Annotated in this window: 14 protein-coding genes; 2 read left to right on the plus strand and 12 right to left on the minus strand. The window is 67.5% G+C overall.

What is annotated here, in order from left to right:
• Positions 1-8 precede the first annotated feature (8 nt).
• The 7 genes from BLS85_RS14440 to BLS85_RS14470 form a co-directional block, all read right to left on the minus strand.
• Positions 9-950 carry a transglutaminase family protein gene (locus tag BLS85_RS14440; protein ID WP_092787443.1) on the minus strand — a complete coding sequence of 314 codons (942 nt, stop codon included), beginning with the start codon at positions 948-950 and terminating at the stop codon, positions 9-11.
• The gene (locus BLS85_RS14445) at positions 947-3,628 is read right to left on the minus strand and encodes a circularly permuted type 2 ATP-grasp protein (RefSeq protein ID WP_092787444.1); all 2,682 of its coding nucleotides are present in this window, start codon (positions 3,626-3,628) and stop codon (positions 947-949) included. The genes BLS85_RS14440 and BLS85_RS14445 overlap by 4 nt, the downstream gene beginning before the upstream one ends.
• A 110-nt stretch (positions 3,629-3,738) precedes the next feature.
• Positions 3,739-5,211, minus strand: coding sequence for a malonyl-CoA decarboxylase (locus BLS85_RS14450; protein ID WP_092787489.1), 1,473 nt, complete (start codon positions 5,209-5,211; stop codon positions 3,739-3,741).
• 57 nt (positions 5,212-5,268) lie between these two features.
• Entirely contained in the window at positions 5,269-6,777 is a 1,509-nt protein-coding gene (locus BLS85_RS14455) for an NAD(P)H-hydrate dehydratase (protein WP_092787445.1), read from the minus strand.
• Positions 6,778-6,799: 22 nt separating this feature from the next.
• Entirely contained in the window at positions 6,800-7,309 is a 510-nt protein-coding gene (locus BLS85_RS14460) for a universal stress protein (protein WP_092787446.1), read from the minus strand.
• Between the two features lie 42 nt (positions 7,310-7,351).
• Positions 7,352-8,158: a TIGR02186 family protein gene (locus tag BLS85_RS14465; RefSeq protein ID WP_092787447.1), complete on the minus strand. Its 807-nt coding sequence runs from the start codon at positions 8,156-8,158 to the stop codon at positions 7,352-7,354.
• Positions 8,158-9,078 (minus strand): sulfite exporter TauE/SafE family protein, encoded by a 921-nt coding sequence (locus tag BLS85_RS14470; RefSeq protein WP_092787448.1) that lies wholly within the window; start codon positions 9,076-9,078, stop codon positions 8,158-8,160. The genes BLS85_RS14465 and BLS85_RS14470 overlap by 1 nt, the downstream gene beginning before the upstream one ends.
• A gap of 240 nt (positions 9,079-9,318) precedes the next feature.
• Between BLS85_RS14470 and BLS85_RS14475 the strand changes: the two genes are divergently transcribed.
• Positions 9,319-9,828, plus strand: a complete 510-nt coding sequence (locus BLS85_RS14475; protein ID WP_092787449.1) for a hypothetical protein — start codon at positions 9,319-9,321, stop codon at positions 9,826-9,828.
• Positions 9,829-9,836: 8 nt separating this feature from the next.
• Here the strand turns inward: BLS85_RS14475 and BLS85_RS14480 are convergent, their stop codons facing one another.
• From BLS85_RS14480 to BLS85_RS14500, 5 genes are all read right to left on the minus strand, one after another.
• Positions 9,837-10,208, minus strand: a complete 372-nt coding sequence (locus BLS85_RS14480) for a hypothetical protein (RefSeq protein WP_092787450.1) — start codon at positions 10,206-10,208, stop codon at positions 9,837-9,839.
• On the minus strand, positions 10,163-11,347 hold the full coding sequence (locus tag BLS85_RS14485; protein ID WP_143027204.1) for an EAL domain-containing response regulator: 1,185 nt from the start codon (positions 11,345-11,347) through the stop codon (positions 10,163-10,165). The genes BLS85_RS14480 and BLS85_RS14485 overlap by 46 nt, the downstream gene beginning before the upstream one ends.
• Positions 11,348-11,355: 8 nt before the next feature.
• Positions 11,356-11,745, minus strand: a complete 390-nt coding sequence (locus BLS85_RS14490; RefSeq protein ID WP_092787452.1) for a response regulator — start codon at positions 11,743-11,745, stop codon at positions 11,356-11,358.
• A gap of 21 nt (positions 11,746-11,766) precedes the next feature.
• Positions 11,767-15,015, minus strand: a complete 3,249-nt coding sequence (locus BLS85_RS14495; RefSeq protein ID WP_092787453.1) for an ATP-binding protein — start codon at positions 15,013-15,015, stop codon at positions 11,767-11,769.
• Positions 15,016-15,146: 131 nt separating this feature from the next.
• A complete protein-coding gene (locus BLS85_RS14500) occupies positions 15,147-15,620 on the minus strand; it encodes a response regulator (RefSeq protein WP_143027205.1) in 474 nt (157 codons plus the stop codon).
• 348 nt (positions 15,621-15,968) lie between these two features.
• Between BLS85_RS14500 and BLS85_RS14505 the strand changes: the two genes are divergently transcribed.
• The gene (locus BLS85_RS14505; RefSeq protein WP_076611897.1) at positions 15,969-16,895 is read left to right on the plus strand and encodes an IS1595-like element ISRsp21 family transposase; all 927 of its coding nucleotides are present in this window, start codon (positions 15,969-15,971) and stop codon (positions 16,893-16,895) included.
• Positions 16,896-16,992: the final 97 nt, after the last annotated feature.

Raw genomic sequence — 16,992 nt, forward strand, 5'->3', positions numbered from 1 at the left:
CGCCCGTCTCAACCGCCCGCCGCCGTCATCACCGATCCGTCGGGGTGAAGCGGGGTCATGTCCACCGAGACGTCCGGCGCGCCGCCGCCCCCGCCCAGCATCACGCCCTTGATGGGCGAAACGTCGTCGAAGTCCCGACCCCAGGCGACCACGACGTGTTCATGGGTGACCAGCTTGTTGTTGGTGGGATCGACGTCGATCCAGCCGCCGTTCGGAGCCTCCGGCATGGGCACGAAGACCGACACCCAGGCGTGGCTGGCGTCGCCGCCTTCCAGGCGGGGGCCACCGTCCGGCATGCGGGTGAGGACATAGCCGCTGACATAGCGGGCCGCGAGCCCCAGCGCGCGCAACGCCCCGATCATGATGTGGGCGAAGTCCTGACATACGCCGCGCCGGTCGCGCATGACCTGGGCGAGCGGCGTCGCGATGGTGGTGGCCGTGGGGTCATAGACGAAATCGCCGTGCATGCGGGCGCACAGGTCCACCACGCCTTCCAGAATGGGTCGCCCCGGCGGGAAGCTCGGCCGGGCGTAGTCGCGCAACGTGTCCGACACGACGATCAGCGGAGATTCGAACGTGTACTGACCGTTCTCGACGATATCGGCGCCCAGCCCCAGCGACAGGCGTTCCACCACCCGCTCCCAAGGCGGCGTGCGCGCCGGGTCCGGAAGGTCGGGGGGCTGCACCGAGACGTGCGACGCGGCGGTGACGGCGAGTGTCCGGTAAGGCTCCACCAGGGTGAAGGTCGTCAGCACATTGCCGAAAAAGTCGATGCGCCGGCCTCGGTGCGTGGGCGTCGGATGGATGGAGGCCGACGCGCCGTGAACCCGCTGGGTCGCGAATGAGCGCGGAATCAGGCGCCCCGCATGGTGGCTGATGGTCACCGGCGCGGTATAGGTATAGGTGGTCCGGTGCCGAATACGGTAGCTCATCGGGCAGGGCGCGCTCATGGGCCGGTGTCCTCCGGGCCGGCGCCCAGGCCGCTGCCGTGGCGGGTCTCGACCGCGTGGGCAAAATACTGGCGGGCCAGCGAATCCGACAGCGCGTTCAGCAGCCCACGGAGGAGATGGAGCAGGCTGGGCAGATCGACCGGCGGCGGCATGGCCTCGTCCGGCTCCGGCGGCGGGCCATCCCCCGTCGCCGGGGTGTCGTTCCCCAGGTGCATGCGGTCCAGGTCCACCGTGCGCGTGATGCCCAGCAGCCGGACCGCCAGCCGCTGTTCGTGGGTGCGCAGGCCGAACGCCTGATCGGGCGCGAGGCTGTCCATGTGCATTCCCAGCCGGGCGAGTTGATAGGCCAGTGATCGCGGGTTGCTCTCGTCGGCCAGCAGGATGTCGAGCACCGGCACGGTCTGGGCCGCGTCCAGGTAGCGCGCGCGGTAGGTCATGTGACTGTCCGAGACCTCCAGCGCGACGTCGAGGGCGGCATGCCGTGCCTCGTCGGCGGTCCGGGCGACGCCGTCGAACAGATCCAGAATATGCAAAGAGCGTTCGATGCGTCGGCCGGTATCCAGGAAGCGCCAGCCCAGCCCCCGCGTCATGTTCTCGTTGGCCAACCCGGCCAGCACCTGAAGCGGCATCAGCACGTCCGATAGACGATGACCGGCGTCCTCCGGCGTCAGCCGAGCTGGCCTCGGCGCCGGAACCGAACCGTCGACGCCGGCGTGACCACTGAGGCCGAGTGCGGCGATCAGGGCGTCGATGGCGCGCCAGTTGTCCACCGACAGGCGGTCGCGCACGCGCAGGCCGACGCGGTGAACGTCGAGCACCAGGGCGGCCAGCCCGCGACCGTTCAGAGGGTTCAGATTGGCCTCCAGGATATCGCGGACCGCGCCATACCGCTCCGCCGGGTCCGGGCCGGCGGGCGTCGAGAAGGGCGGATGACCCAGTGGCCACAGCATACCCAGGATCACACCGGTTTCCAGCGATCCCGCCCCAGTCTCGGCCAGACGCCCCACCATGGCCCGCATCAGGCGGACGATGGCGTCGCAACGCTCGACATAGCGGCCCAGCCAGAACAGATCGTCGGCGACGCGGGACGGCAGATCCCGCGCCCCACGCACCACGGTCACGGACTGGCCGGCGGAGCGCGGCCGATAAGGCAGCGGCGCGGGATGGTCCGACAGCACCCAGGCGTCCTTGCTGCCGCCGCCCCGCTGCATGGACACACCGCGCTGCCCGCCCGGGCCGGAGACGCGCACCAAAGCACCCGGCACGACCTGATAGTCGCCGCCTTGCGCAAACACATGGACCCGCGCCACCATCGAGCGGGGCTCCAGCCCACTTTCCGTCCACACCGGCGTCGTGGACAGATTGACGGCCTCCTGCCCCACCCAGGTGTGGGGAGACCGCTCGATGTCGGCCGCAAGGGCCGCGCGCCGGGCCGGGTCCAGGTCCGCGCCCCGAGTGACCGGACCAGAGGCGTTGAAGGCGGAGCGAACAACCAGATTCTCAAGATCGCGCAGGACATAGCCGCGCTCTCGGGCCTGCCCACACCACCAGGTGGCCACCGAGGGCATGATCAGGTCCTGACCCAGCAGGCGGTGACACAGCGACGGCAGAAAAGCCATCAGGCCGGGGCTCTCCACCAGCCCCGCGCCCAGGGCGTTGGCGAGCGTGACCGTGCCGTCGTGCGCCGCCTCCACCAGTCCGGGAGCGCCCAGGGTCGAGTCGCCCCGCAATTCCAGAGGATCGCAGAAACTGCTCTCATTGCGCCGCAGGATGACATCGACCGGTTGCAGCCCGCCCAGCGTCTTCAGGAACACCCGACCGTCACGCACCGTCAGGTCCTCGCCCTCCACGAGGGTGAAGCCCATGTAGCGCGTCAGATAGATATGCTCGAAATAGGTTTCATTGAACGGCCCCGGCGTCCACAGCACCACGCGCGGCCGTTCCCGGGGCATGGGCGTCCGCCCGATCAGGCTCTCCCGCAGGGCGCTGAGGCTGGCCGCCAGCCGATGCACGGGCATGTCCTGGATCATCTGAGGCAGCACCCGGTTCATGATGACCCGGTTCTCCAGGGCATAGCCGATACCCGAGGGCACCTCGCAGCGCGAGTCCATGACCCACCAACGGCCGTCGGAGGCGCGCACGAGATCAAAGGCCAGAACGTGCAGGAACACACCGTCGGCCGGGCGCGCCCCCACCATGGGACGCATGTAGTTCGGGTTGCCGTGGATCAAGGCCGGCGGCAGGCTGCCTTCCGTCAACAGGTGGCGCGGGCCGTAGAGATCGGCCATCACCGCGTTCAGCAGGGTGGCGCGCTGGATCACGGAGCGCTCGATCTCGCCCCAGTCGTCCTCGTTCAGCAGCAACGGCACCGGATCGAGCGTCCACGGCCGATCATATCCGGACGACTCGCCGTGAATGTTGTAGGTGACACCGTTGTCGCGGACCAGCCTGTGGGCGCGTTCCGCCCGCGCGGCCATCTCGTCCGGGCCGAGCGCGTCGAGCCACGCCAGCAAGTCCCGCCAGTGCGGCCGCACCGTGCCGTCGGCCGCCACCATTTCATCGAAGACCCCGGGGCGCGGCTCGTACCGCAACCAGGTCAGACCGTCCAACGGAGGGCGGTCGGCCGTCGCTGTCGCGCCAAGCCCTGTCCCTGCGTCGGAGGTCCTGGGAATGCCCATGTCGTCCGTCTGCTCCCAAAGGAGGGGATCGCCGTTCCATGGAACGGCGCGGACGCGCCAATGTCAAACCGCAACTCGTTGAAATGGGGGCAAGAGGCCGAATTGAGGCATCACCCCCGCGTCAGGCCCCGGATCGCCGTCGAGGTGGCGACCTTGCCCTGGCCCTGATAGGCCTCGTGGTTCCGCTCGATCTCGTTGATCTTGTAGAGATAGTTCACCATCAGGCCGACGGATCGGGCCATCCCCTTCTCGGAACGATCCCCGAGCCAGTTCAGCCGCTCCACCCGCGCGCCGTTGGTCAGGTGGAAGTGCGCCACCGGGTCCAGCACGGTGGCGGCGCGGCCCTCCTGTCGCGGCGGCCGACGCTCGTTGACGATGTAGCGCGCGCACAGCCGGGTCAGCGGCGCCTTCAGAGCGGTGGCCAGCGGTTCGCTGCCGACCCAGTCCGCCCCCTCGATCAGGGCCTTGAAGTCGCCCTTGGAGGCGCCGCCCCTGGTCTCGCCGTCGCCCGCGTGTGCGGCGAGCGCTTGGCCCAACGCCTTGCGCTCCTGCTGTGTCAACAAGCCGACCTCGCCTTCCGCCAGTCGGCGGTCAAGCCAGTTCCGGAACCCAGGGATCGGCGACAACGTCGAGAAGGTCGTGACCTTGGGGAAGGAATGGCTCAGCCGCTCCACCACCTGCTTGATAAGGAAGTTGCCGAAGCTGATGCCCGCCAGCCCGGCCTGGGCGTTGGAGATGGAATAAAAGATGGCCGTGTCGGCCTGCTCCGGGTCGAGCGAGGGGCTCGACGAATCCAGAACCTCCTGGATGTTGCCGGCCAGCCCGTTGACCAGCGCCACCTGCACGAAGATCAGCGGCTCCTCCGGCATGTTGGGATGCACGAAGGCATACAGCCGGCGGTCGTGGTCGAGCCGGTCCTTCAGGTCCTCCCAACTGCGGATCTCATGCACCGCTTCGTAGGTGATGATCTTCTCCAGGAAGGCGGCCGGCGAGTTCCAGGTGATCCGCTGCAACTCCAGAAACCCGATGTCGAACCAGCCCGCCAGCAGATCGCGCAGGTCGCGTTCCAGACCGCGCAGGTCCGGATTATCGCGCGCCAGTTGCAGCAACTCCGCCCGCATGTCCACCAGGAACTTGATGCCGCGCGGCAGCGCGTTGAACTGGCGCAGCAGACGCAGGCGGGGCGGCTCCAGGGCATCGCGCACCCGGGCCTCGGCCAGTTGCAGCGCGGAGAAGTCCTCGCCGTCGACGTCCGTCAGCGCGGCGGCGGCGTCCCGGACGCGATTATGGTCGGTGGCGTACTCGCGGGCCAGGATTTCCAGAAAGCGGACGCGGCCCTGCTCGTTCAGGCTCAGATAGGCGCGCCCCAGCGTGGCCGCGCGAGCGCGGGCCGACACCTCGCCGCCGCGCGCGGCGAGGCAGTCATCCAGGCCGGCGCGGATCTTGCGCGCATCCTCTTCCGGCAGGTCCGGGTTAAGCGAATCCAGACCGTCCGCTCCGGACACCTTGTCGGCGATGTCGCGCCAAAGGGTGCCCCAGGTGCGCAACCGTCCCAACAGGCCCGGTGAAACCTCCTTGTTCATGCCCGTCCCCCACATCGGCGGTTCGAAGCGTCTCTCTTCACATGTCCATATAGGAAGTCAGGACGGAGGCGGCCATGGGGGATCGGCGTCCAGGTCGGCCGCCGCGCGGGCCATGGCCTCGGGCAGATCCTCGGCGATCAGCCCCGGCGGCCCCAGGCGGGCGCCGGCGCCGTGCAGCCAGACGGCGGCGGCCGCCGCCGACACCGCCGGCGCGCCCTGGGCCAGCAAGCCGAGAATGGCCCCGGCGAGCACGTCACCGCTGCCGGCCGTAGCCAGCGAGGGCGGCGCGTTGACGTTGATGATGGCCTCGCCGGACGGCGCGGCGACGACCGTCTCCGGCCCCTTGAGCACCACCACCGCACCGGAGCGCTGGGCCGCCCGCCGCGCCCGCCCGAGAGGATCGCCGTCCGTCAGGTCGGGGAACAGGGCACGGAACTCGCCCTCGTGCGGGGTCATGACAAGCGGCGCGGCGACCGCGTCGAACAGTGCGGCGGGATCGTCGGCGAAGCTGGTCAGGGCGTCGGCGTCCAGCACCGTCGGCCGGCCGTGGGCCAACAGCGCCAGCGCGCGCGCGGCGGTGTGCGGGCCGCGTCCGGCGCCCGATCCCCACAGCAGGGCATTGAGGCGCGGGTCCTCCAGCAGGGCCTCGACATCCTCGGGCCGGTCAAGGGGACGGCAGATCACGCCCGGGGCGTCCTGGGCATAGAGGGACAGGGCGGCGGACGGCGCGGCGACGCTCAGCAGCCCGGCGCCCATGCGGCGGGCCGCCCGCGCCGCCAGCCGCCCGGCGCCGGTCATGGTCGCGCCGCCGAACACCACGGCATGGCCCCGCGTGTACTTGTGATCGTGCGGCCCCGGGCGCGGCAGAGTCCACAACGCCGGCCCATTCACGAACGCGGTCGGCGCGATGTCCTCCAGAACGGCCGCCGGGATACCGATGTCGGCGACCACCAAGGCGCCGCACAGGGCGCGGCCCCGGCCCAGCAGGTGGCCGGGCTTGGGCCGGAAGAAGGTGACGGTCAGCGCCGCCGGGGCGGCGACGCCGCGCACCTCTCCGGTGTCTCCGTCCAGGCCGCTGGGGACATCCACGGCCACCACCGGAATCGCGGGGCGCGCCGTCAGGGCCGACAGCACCGAGCCGGCGACGCCCTCCACCGACCGCGACAGCCCGGCGCCGAACAGGGCATCCACCACCAGGGCCGCGCCATCCAGCGCCCCCAGGTCCAGGGGCACGGTGGGGCCGGTCCAGCGCACGGCGTTGGCGGCGGCGTCGCCGGACAGGCGCTCCCGATCCCCCATCAGGTGAACCCGAACCGGCCATCCGGCGGCGCGCAGACGCCGGGCGACCACGAACCCGTCGCCGCCGTTGTTGCCGGGACCGCACAGCACCGCCACCGGGCGCGGCGACCAGCGGCGCCGGATCTCGCGAACCACGGAGAAACCGGCGGCCTCCATCAAAGACAGCGAGGACACGCCCCGGGCCACCGCCGCCGCGTCCGCGCGCGTCATTTCGGCGACCGTCAGCAGGGCGCCGCCGGCCTCGAGTGTCCAGGGTTGGCGATCCATCGGGTTCCCCCAGGGTTCGTCGTCATGCCAGGCGCTGCAGATCCTCGTCCGACAGGGAGGTGGGCACGACCACCACCGGAACCCGCAGGCGCGCGCCGAAACTGCCGGCCAGCCCGGTGATGAGCGGTCCCGGGCCATCCTTGTGCGAACTCGCCGCCAGCACCAGAACGGAGATTTCGGGACACTCCTTGACGACCTCAAGGATCTGGTCGCCGGCCCGGCCTTCCCGCACCATCAGCATGGGGGTCTGACCGGTCGTTTTCTGCACCTCGGCGGCGAGCCGTTGCAGGCGCTTTTCCGCATCCTCGTGGGCCTCGGACTGCATCTTGTTGCCGATGAACGCGAAGTGCTGGAAGTCCGGCGGCTCTATGGCACGCATCAGAACGACCCGACCGCCGGAGGACCGGGCACGCAGGCAGGCGAAGCGCAGGGCCGTGCGCATCTCCTCGGTGTCGTCCACCACGACCAGGAACGTTCGCGGCGCCTCGGGTGTCGAGGCCCTGGTCTCCGGGATGGGGGGCGTGTCTGTCATGGTGGAACCTCCTGGGCAACGCTGGCCGTCGGGATCAACGCCCTATTTACGTTGGAGCGCAACCGCGGCCAGCCATCCCGTCACGATGGCCACGACAATGGCCGCGAGGCCATACAGGGCCGGGCGCTGCTGGGCGAAGTCGAAGATCTCGGCGCCCACCCCGATCTTGCTGATGATCAGGGGCGTGATCTCCGCGCTCACAACATCTCCGTCACGGATCAGATACACCTCCACCGAATAGGACCCCGTCGGCACGTTCGCCGGAAAATGCAACTCGGCCCGGAACAGGCGGTTGGCCAACAGGGTCACCGGGAAGACCCGGTCGCCGTACAGGCCCAATTTCTGTTTCAACCGCACCAGTGCTGCGCGGAAGCCGGGTACGAACGAATCCGTCACGCTGCGGTCAACCAACGTAAAGGCCAGGTGTTCGGTTCCGATCTGGTGGCGCGATAGAACACTCGCCGGCAGGATTTCGTCCGGCGGCCGGCTCGCGAACACCTGATAGAAGGCCGGCACGTTCTCGAACGTCACGCTGTCGCGATTGGCCCAGATAATGCCCGCCACCGGTGCCTTCTTGCGCACCACCTTGCGGGTGGAGGGGCCGCGCACCACCAGGACCACATCGCCGGGACCGTCGGTGGCGCCGAACAGAAGAACATCGGTGCCGGAAAAAGCGGTGGTGATGGCCACCAGATGCTTGGACAGATCGGCGACAAGCGGCTGTATGGGCTGTTGGGCCCGGGCGAGCGTGAGGGCCGTCATCAGGGCGAGGGCGGCCAAGCCGGCGGCCAGGCCGATGGCGACCGGAAGCCGTCGGGCGGCGGAACCGGGGCGGGGGGCGCGACGCATCAGGCCGCCTCCAGCACCAGCGTGAACACGTCCTCCGGCGTGGCCACCAGATCATAGGCCAGCTTGACGCCCATCCCCAGCACCAGCAGCGCCAGCAGCACCCGCAGTTGTTCGCTCTTCAGGCGGGCGCCGGCCTGGGCGCCGGCCTGGGCGCCGACGACGGCCCCCAACAGCAATAGCAGCGCCAACACAACATCTACGGTCTGGTTCAGGGTCGCTTGCAGGAACGTGGTGTTGGCGGTGACGAAGATGATCTGGAACAGCGACGTCCCCACCACGATCTGCGTCGGCATGCCGAGCAGGTAGATCATCGCCGGAACCATGACGAACCCGCCGCCAACCCCCATGATGGCCGTCAGGACGCCCACGAAAAAGCCCACGGCCGCCGGCAGCAGCGCGCTGATGTAGAGCTTCGACTTGCGGAAGCGCATCTTGAAGGGCAGGCCGTGGATCCAGTTGTGGCGGCCGGCGCCATTGCGCCGCTGCGACCCGCGTCGATGAACACGCACCATGGCCTGAAGGCTTTCCACGAACATCAGGCCGCCGACGACCCCCAGGAAGACGACATAGCTGAGGGAAATGGCCAGATCGATCTGGCCCAGCCGGTGCAGCACGGCAAACAGCCACACCCCGGCCGTGGAGCCCACCAGTCCCCCCACGAGCAGCACGCCGCCCATCTTGAAGTCCACGTTGCCCCGGCGCGTGTGGGCGATGACGCCGGTCACGGACGAGGCCACGATTTGGTTGGCGCCGGTCCCCACCGCGACCGCGGGCGGAACGCCCAGAAACATCAACATGGGCGTCATGAGAAAGCCGCCGCCCACACCGAACGCCCCGGACAGGAACCCGATCCCCCAGCCCATGCCGAGGATCACGAAGACGTTGACCGACATCTCGGCGATGGGCAGATAGATCTGCATGGTGGGTCTTGGGTCCCCTGTGCAAAGGAAGGACGGGCCTCGCGAGTCCGACGGGACCAGTCTCGTTGTAATAGGTGGCCGGACGTTGACCGATCAAGGGAAAAGCCGGCGCCACAGGTGTCCTTCGGCCTCGCCTTGATGGTATGGTGCCGCAAGCCCTGATTTCGGGTGTGCGGCGGGGGTCGAGGTGGGCATAATCGGCACCGCTGCGTTTCCATACTGACACTGGAGGTTACAGCCATGCGCGCCGTTACCGGCCTGCTGTTCACCATCATGCTTGTTCTGAGTCTGACGCCGCAGATTGCCAGCGCCGGCGATCCGTCGCCGTTCGACGGACCTGATCCGGCCGCGTCCTCCGGGGCCGAGCCCGCCGAGTCTCCCTACTGGACCCCGCAGTTGGGCGATGCCGAGCGCAAGCCGATCCTGGATGCCCTGCGTCCGGAAATCGAGAAGGCCACCATAGGCCCTGTCCGCTTCGTGGTCGAGGTGCTGCGAACGGACGGCGAATGGGCCTACATCCAGGCCATTCCGCAACGGCGCGGCGGTCAGCCGCTGGAATGGTGGAGCACGCCTCGGTTCGCCGAAGCCTGGAAGAACGGTGAGATGAGCGAGGTCGTCATGGGCCTGGTTCGATATGATGACGAGGAGGGAGAATGGGTGCTCGTCGATCACGTCATCGGCCCCACCGACGTGCATTGGTACAACTGGATGGAAAAGTACGGCCTGCCCGAGGCCCTGTTCTCGCCGTAAGGCGCCGGTCAACCAGCGGATCGCATGGCCTCCACCGCGTCCACCATGACCCGCACCGCCGCCCGCACGGCTTGCGCTTCTTCTAGGTTGTGATCTAGTGCGATAAGTTCCGAAAAATTGTCGATGGCGCCCAGGGCGTTCATCAGGTCGTGGCGCGTGTCCCGGGCGTCCCGCGCCATCGGCCGTTCCATGGCCCCCAGCACCCCGGCCAGACGGGCCACATCGTTAAGACGCGCGCAGACGACCGCGACATCCTCGCCCAACTGCCCGGTATCGGCGCCGGCACGCCGGTCGAGGGCCTCGCTGGCGAGCCTCAGGTGCTCCAGTGGCGTGCTTAGGAGGGGGGTTCCTCCCGCGAATTCGGCTGTTTCCAGGCCCATTCTTCCCTCCAGCGTGTCAAGCCCGCCGGGTCCAGCGGGCGGGCGAAGTGATACCCCTGTCCATAATCGCAGGCCATGTCCGACAGGGCTTGCGCTTCTTCCGGTGCTTCGATGCCTTCGGCGACGGTTTTCGCCTCCAGGGTCTGGCCGAGATTGATCATCAGCCGCACGATCTGCTCGGAGCGAGGGTTCTCAAGCAGCGTGGCCACAAAAGTACGGTCGATCTTGATCTCGTTGAACGGCATGCGTTGCAAATGCAACAGCGAGGAATGACCGGTGCCGAAGTCGTCCAGCGAAACCGAGAAGCCCCGAAGGCGCAGGGCCGTGAGGACCCGTTCCACCCGGTCGGGGTCCTGCAGCGCGGCCGTCTCGGTCAGTTCGAGAACGAAGTCCCGGGGGGAAACGCCGTTCTTCTTTAGGGTGCGGCAAAGCATGTCCGGCAACGTATGATCTGCCAGACACAACGCCGACATGTTCACGGCACAGCGGACCCCATTGGTCTTCCATACGGCGGCCTCGCGCGCCGCGCGATCCAGCACATAGGTCAGCAGGCGCAGGGACAGCCCCTCGTCGCGTTCAACGACGGGGACGAACTGGCCGGGCGAAATGACGCCGTCGTTGACCGGCCAGCGCACAAGCGCCTCGACGCCCATGTACTCTCCGGAGCGCAGGGACACCTTGGGCTGATAGACGAGGCACAGCGCCTCGTCGGACATGGCCTCGGCGATGGCGGCGGGGGTGATGGTGTTGCTGTCGGCGCGAAAGGCGGTCAGGCGGCCCAGGATATCCTCCACCGTCACCGGCTTTGGCAGCGGCGGCAGCATGCGCACGCCCAGACGCTCGCCGATTCGATGGGCGGAGCGCAGCACCTCGGGATCGCAGCCGCTGATGAGCGCAACGGCGGTATCGCCGGCGCGCGGGGCCATTTCCGACAGAACCGACAGGCCATCCATGTCTGGAAAGGTCAGGTCGAGGAACACGATATGCGGCTCGAACGACAACACCGCGGCCAGTCCCCGATCCGGAGACTCCACGGCCAGCGCCACCCAGCCCACCTTCGGGCAGGCCCGGAGGAAGAAAGACCGGAAGCTGGAATCGTCATCGATGACGAGGGCGCGAAATCGGTTGTCGTGCACCACGGTTTGACTCACGCGCTGATGGCTTTGCGGTTCCTCGTCTCCAGGACGGTTTGGATACGGCCCAGAAGGTCCGGAAGGTTGATCGGCTTGGCCGAGAAATCCACGCAGCCGGCGTCAACGGCGGCCGCGCGGTCGTCAGCCATGGCATGGGCTGTCAGGGCGATCACCGGAATGTCGGACGTCGCCGGATCGGCCTTGATGCGGCGGGTGACCTCCAGCCCATCGATGTCGGGCAGGCCGATGTCCATGAGGATGACGTCCGGGCCGTCGTCGTTGGCGGCGGTCAGGGCCTGCTGTCCCGTCTCCGCGCAGACCACCGTGTGTCCCCGCCGCGTCAGCAGGCGCGACAGGGCGCGGGCATTGTCCGTGTTGTCCTCGACCAGGAGAATATGAGCCATGATTGGGGTCCTTTCTGACCGCTATTCGCCGGAAACCACTTCGGGAGTCCGGGTCTGTCGCAGCCGGGAGGCAGGGTCGGCCGCTGTTTCGAACACGTTTCGACCGCTGATGAGGCAGGTCAGTTGAGTGGCTTGGACACTGGAGACGAGCATCTCGGTCAGGGCTTCCAGTTCGAAGTCCCCCTTGCGCAACACATTGTCGCAGTGCTCGCGCAGCCACGCCTGCTCCGCGAGGGTCAGGTCGATACCCGTGATGACGGTGACGGGCACGGTCGCCAACCGCGCGGACGCGCGCATGGTCCTGACAATGTCGAAGCCGCCGGTGCCCGGCAGCGCCAGATCCAGAAGCACCATCGCCGGGGTGCTGCGCCTCAGGAAGGCCAGCGCGTCGGAGCCGTTGTCGAACCGGATGACCGGCAGGCCGGTGCGGTCCAGGGCCCGTGCGATGGCGTGCAGCATGTTCGGGTCGTCCTCGACCACCACGACAGCCCCCTCCGATCCGCAGGACACGCAAGCCTGAACGGCATTGAGCACATCCTGACCGGCGCCGACACTCACAGGGCGCTCACGTCCGCAGGTCAGGTTCCGGAACAGGACCCCGTTTCCGGTATCGTTCCCTTTCGGGTCCTCAAGGGTCATGACGGGAACCCCGGTCAGGGCCGGGTGGTTTTCGAACCGACGAATAATGTTATTGGCGGCGCCGTGATCGTCCAGCCCGACGGCGACCACGGCGTCCGGCCGGTGCGCGCCGCCGCGCTCGGCGGCATCCTCGGGGGACGAGGCCCCGACCACCCGGTGACCGGCGCTCGTCAGCGCTTTCATCAACGCCGCCCGGCGCTGGTCATCGCCGTCGACCACCATGACCATGGACGAAGGCGCGGTGTCGTTGGCCGGCGCCATCGGCTGTGCGGATGACGGGCGGGCCTGATCGCGCTGTTGCGGGGCGTCCAACAGGGGAATGCGGAGTTCGAAGGTTGTGCCCTCCCCCTTGCGGCTTTCCACATGCACGCCGCCGCCCATCAGGTCCATGATGCTGCGGGTCAGCGCCAAGCCGACGCCGGAGCCGCCGTGGCTGCCGTGAACATAGGTGTTCGCCTGCTCGAACATGCCGAAGATACGGCCCATCTCCTCCTCAGTCATGCCGATGCCGGTATCGCTGATGGCGATGATCAGATCCGCCGGTCCCCGCTCCATCCGCATGGTGATGCGGCCGTTGCGCGTGAATTTGGCGGCGTTGGAGACGAGGTTCAGCACACACTGGCGCAACCGCAGGCGGTCGAGCGTGACCGTGGCCGGCAGTCCGCTGGTCTCAATCTCAAATGCGTTGTTCTGCTTGCGCGCCAGGGTGACACCGAAGGCATTGATTTCCTCGACCAGGTCATCCAGGGCCACGGGTTCGGAGCTCAGTTCCAGGCGGCCGGACTCGATCCGCGCGAGATCAAGGATCCCGTTGATCAGGTCGAGCAGGTGGTTGGCGGCATTCTTGATGTTGGCCGCGTCCTCCTGCATTTCGGAATCGCCGTTGTCCTCGGCCGCGTCGACGATCATCTCGGCGTGCAGGGTGACGGCGTTCAGCGGTGTGCGCAGTTCGTGGCTCATATTGGCCAGGAAGCGTGACTTCGCGGCGCTGGCCTCGCGGGCGGTCTCCAGGGCGACGGCCTCGCTCATGTCGTGCAGGTTGATGACGTAGCGGCGCCACTGCGGCTCGCCCAATGTAGCGATGTCGAGGGTCACGGGAACGATACGGCCATGGCGCGTGACGGCCCGGGTCAAAAACGCCCGATCCACGACGCCGATTTCGTCGCCGTTCAGCCGCCTCAGGCGCTCGGGATCGAGGATCTGGGCGTCCTCGGGAGGCAGCAGGATATCCGAGCGCCGACCCAGAATCTCATGCCGCTTCCAGCCGAAAAGGCGCTCCACAGCCCGGTTCGCGTCCTCGATCACCCCCAGGTCCGAGACCAGCACGATGGCGTCGGTGCCGGCGTCGAACACCTGTCGCATGTCGTTTCGCGCTTCGCGGGCGGCCCGCATCTGTGCCTCGATACGGTGGGACATGGCGCGCAGACCCCGCGCCAGATAGCCGAACTCGTCTTGGCGGCCGAGCAAGCCGGCCCCCGGCCGGGTCAAGGACTTGCCGGGTTCATAGGCGTCGATCTGGTCCACCAGGCGGTACAGCGGGCGCAGCAGGAAGCCGGACATGACGGCAAACAGGATCAGGCCAAACACCAGGAACCCCACCGCGAGGGTCCACGCATGATCTAGCACCGAGTGCAGCGCGCCGGCATACAAGGACCGTTCCCGTTCGGCCCCGAGCACAATGGCGCGATCACTGGACGGATGCAGGCGCATGCGGTGGAACATGACCTTGGCACCGTCATGGCGGATGACGCGGTCGGCCTGGACCTCGCCCTCCTTCGGCGCGAACAGCGTGGCAAAGTCCAGGCCGAAGAGATCCTTGAAGGTTGTCCCCGGAGTGCCGTCGTTCTGTCCCGCCGACGTATCGAAATCGAACTCCAGGGACGGATCGGGGTGACTGAGCACCTGCCCCTTGTCGTTGAACAACATCAGTTTCGCGCTGTCGCCGTACAGTTGCGCGAGCCGGAACGCGAGGTGGCGGAACCCCACGTTGAAGACGATCATCACCGGCGGCTGGTCGCCCGCGCCGCCCACGACCTGGCCGAATCGGATGCTGGGACGGTGGGGCACCTCCACCGCGCCGTTCTCGCGGTTCAGATTGATGGTCGAGACGTACAGGCGTCCCGGCGGCTGCGCGAGCATGGCCGCGAAATAGTCGCGATGCCGCTTGTTCTGTAGCGGTGCCGTCTGCACGGTGCCGGCCATGAGGTCGCGCTGGACGCGCACCAACTCATCGCCCGTGGCGCCATTAATGACCCGGGCCTGATAGATGGCCGGCCGGGACGCAAGGAAGGCCAAGAGCAGACGTTCCATGTGAGTGCTGGCGGCCGCAAGCTCGCCGGGAGAGCCGGCGGCGAGGGCAGCCAGCATATCCTGGAGCGGAACGCTGTGGCTCAGGAAACTGACGTCCCGCCGGATGCCCTCCGTGAACTCGCGGATATACTGCTCGCCGGCCAGGGTCAGGCCCGCCAGCCGCTCGCGTGTCAACAGATTGGCCTGTTGCGTCCCATCGCGATAGACGACGGCGGCGATCACCGCGAGCATCACCAGGGAATAGCCAATCAGGATCAAGCCTGTCTTGGCGCCAAGGCCGAGCCTGCGGAACCAATACATCTGTCTGGAGAGCACGTTCATCGTAACGAATCCCCGGCTGGCGGGCGCTCAACTGCCCGTGATCCGTCGTGCGCCCCGATCCTCGCGGCTCCCATGCGACGGACCGGCACGGCCTGTTCTGTCGTCCCCCTCCAGACGGTTCGGTTGGCGTCCTAGCCCTCCGATTGGCGCAGCTTGGCGCCCAGCAGGTCGGGCGGCATGATGACCACGACGTCGCCGTCCTCTAGTTCCTCAATCGACTCGGTGTCTTCCGGGCGTTCCCCGGACAGGACGCGGTTCACCAGAGAGACCAGAACGGACAGCTTGAACGGCTTGGCGATGACGGCGTCGGCGCCGCAACGGCGGGCGATGTCCAGCGCCACCTGAACCGGGCGGCCCTTGCCCGAGGTGGCGATCACCGGCACCGCCGAGTCGCGATCCTTGGAGGCCCGGATGACCTCCAGGCCGGTGCGGCCAGGCATTTCCAGATCAGTCAGGATCAGGTCGTAGCGCGACCCGCCCTCCATATCCTCAAGCGCGCGGGCGCCGTCCTCCCGGGACGTCACCACGTGGCCGGCGCGTTCCAGGGCGCGCGCCACAACCGCGCGCAGGTCCGCGTCATCCTCGACAACCATGATCCGAGCCACCGATCTGCCCCTTTCATGTGTGCTTCCACGCAACCGAACAACACAAAGGGAATATTGGCATCCCAGGGCAGCGAGTCAAACAGGAAAATGGTACGCGAAGTCTCCGTACATTGTATGCAAGAGGGCACCCTGGTTCCCGCGAGTCTTCAGCAAACACGGCGCCTTGACGTATGTTGCATGTTATTTGTTATAACAATTCGATCTCAGTATCGTTGCTATCCCGTCCCTTTGATGCGAAATCTGGATGGAGGCTTATCCCTTTGAATCCGGGACCACATCATGTGGTGACAGGTGACCCGAAAAGGCGTAGAACATAAAGTGAACAAATGCCGTTTCCGGAGCCCGATCATGAGCGCGTTTCCCCGATCCCTGCTCGAATTCCAACGCCAGTTCTCTGACGAAGCCGCCTGCGCGGCGTACCTCGCGAGACAACGCTGGCCCGAGGGATTCGTCTGTCCGGTGTGCGGCGGCAAACGCGGCTGGGCGTTGGAAACCAAGGCGTGGACCACGGAGTGCGCCGACTGCGGCTGCCAGACTTCGGTCACGGCCGGGACGGTCATGCATCGCAGCAAGCTGCCCCTGACGGTGTGGTTCTGGGCGGCGTATCTGATGGCGACCCACTCCAACGGCATCTCGGCCACCCAGATCCGGTCGCAACTGGGGCTGGGCTCCTACAAGACCGCCTGGCTGCTGTGCGCCAAGCTGCGCAGCGCCATGGTCAACCCGGAGCGCACGCCGCTGTCCGGCCTCGTGGAGATGGATGAGACCACCATCCCCTTCAGAACACACGAGGATCCGCCCGCCAGCGGACAGGGGCGCAGCCACCAGGGCAAGATGTTGGTCGCCGGGGCCGTCGAGATCATGGACGGAGGGCCGGGCCGCATCCGCCTGCGCGTCATCCCCGACTTCTCCGGCGAGACCCTGAAGGGTGTCGTCAAAGAGACCGTCGCGTCCGGTGCCACGCTCAAGACCGACGGATGGGCCGGATACAGCGCCAGCGATGACGTCGCCCACGACCCCCATGTCATCGGCCCGATGGCCGCACATATCGTGCTCCCCTGGGTCCACCGCGTGTTCTCCAACCTGAAAACCTGGGCGCTCGGCGTCTACCACGGTCTGCGGCGGAAGCATCTGCAATCCTACCTCGACGAATTCGTCTTCCGGTTCAACCGGCGCCGGACCCGGCACGCAGCCTTTCGATCCCTCCTGGGCATCGTCACCACCAAAGGACCCATCACCTACGATATGTTGATCGCGCCGGAAACAAAGGGATAAGCCTTTCTGGATGATCCGTAGCCGCCGGCGCCGGGGCACTCGATACGGCTGGTCGGCGCCCCAGCGCTCACCGCCCCATAACGGAACAAACCGGCTT

The sequence above is a fragment of the Rhodospira trueperi genome (assembly GCF_900101965.1).
Taxonomy (GTDB): Bacteria; Pseudomonadota; Alphaproteobacteria; order Rhodospirillales; family Rhodospirillaceae; genus Rhodospira; species Rhodospira trueperi.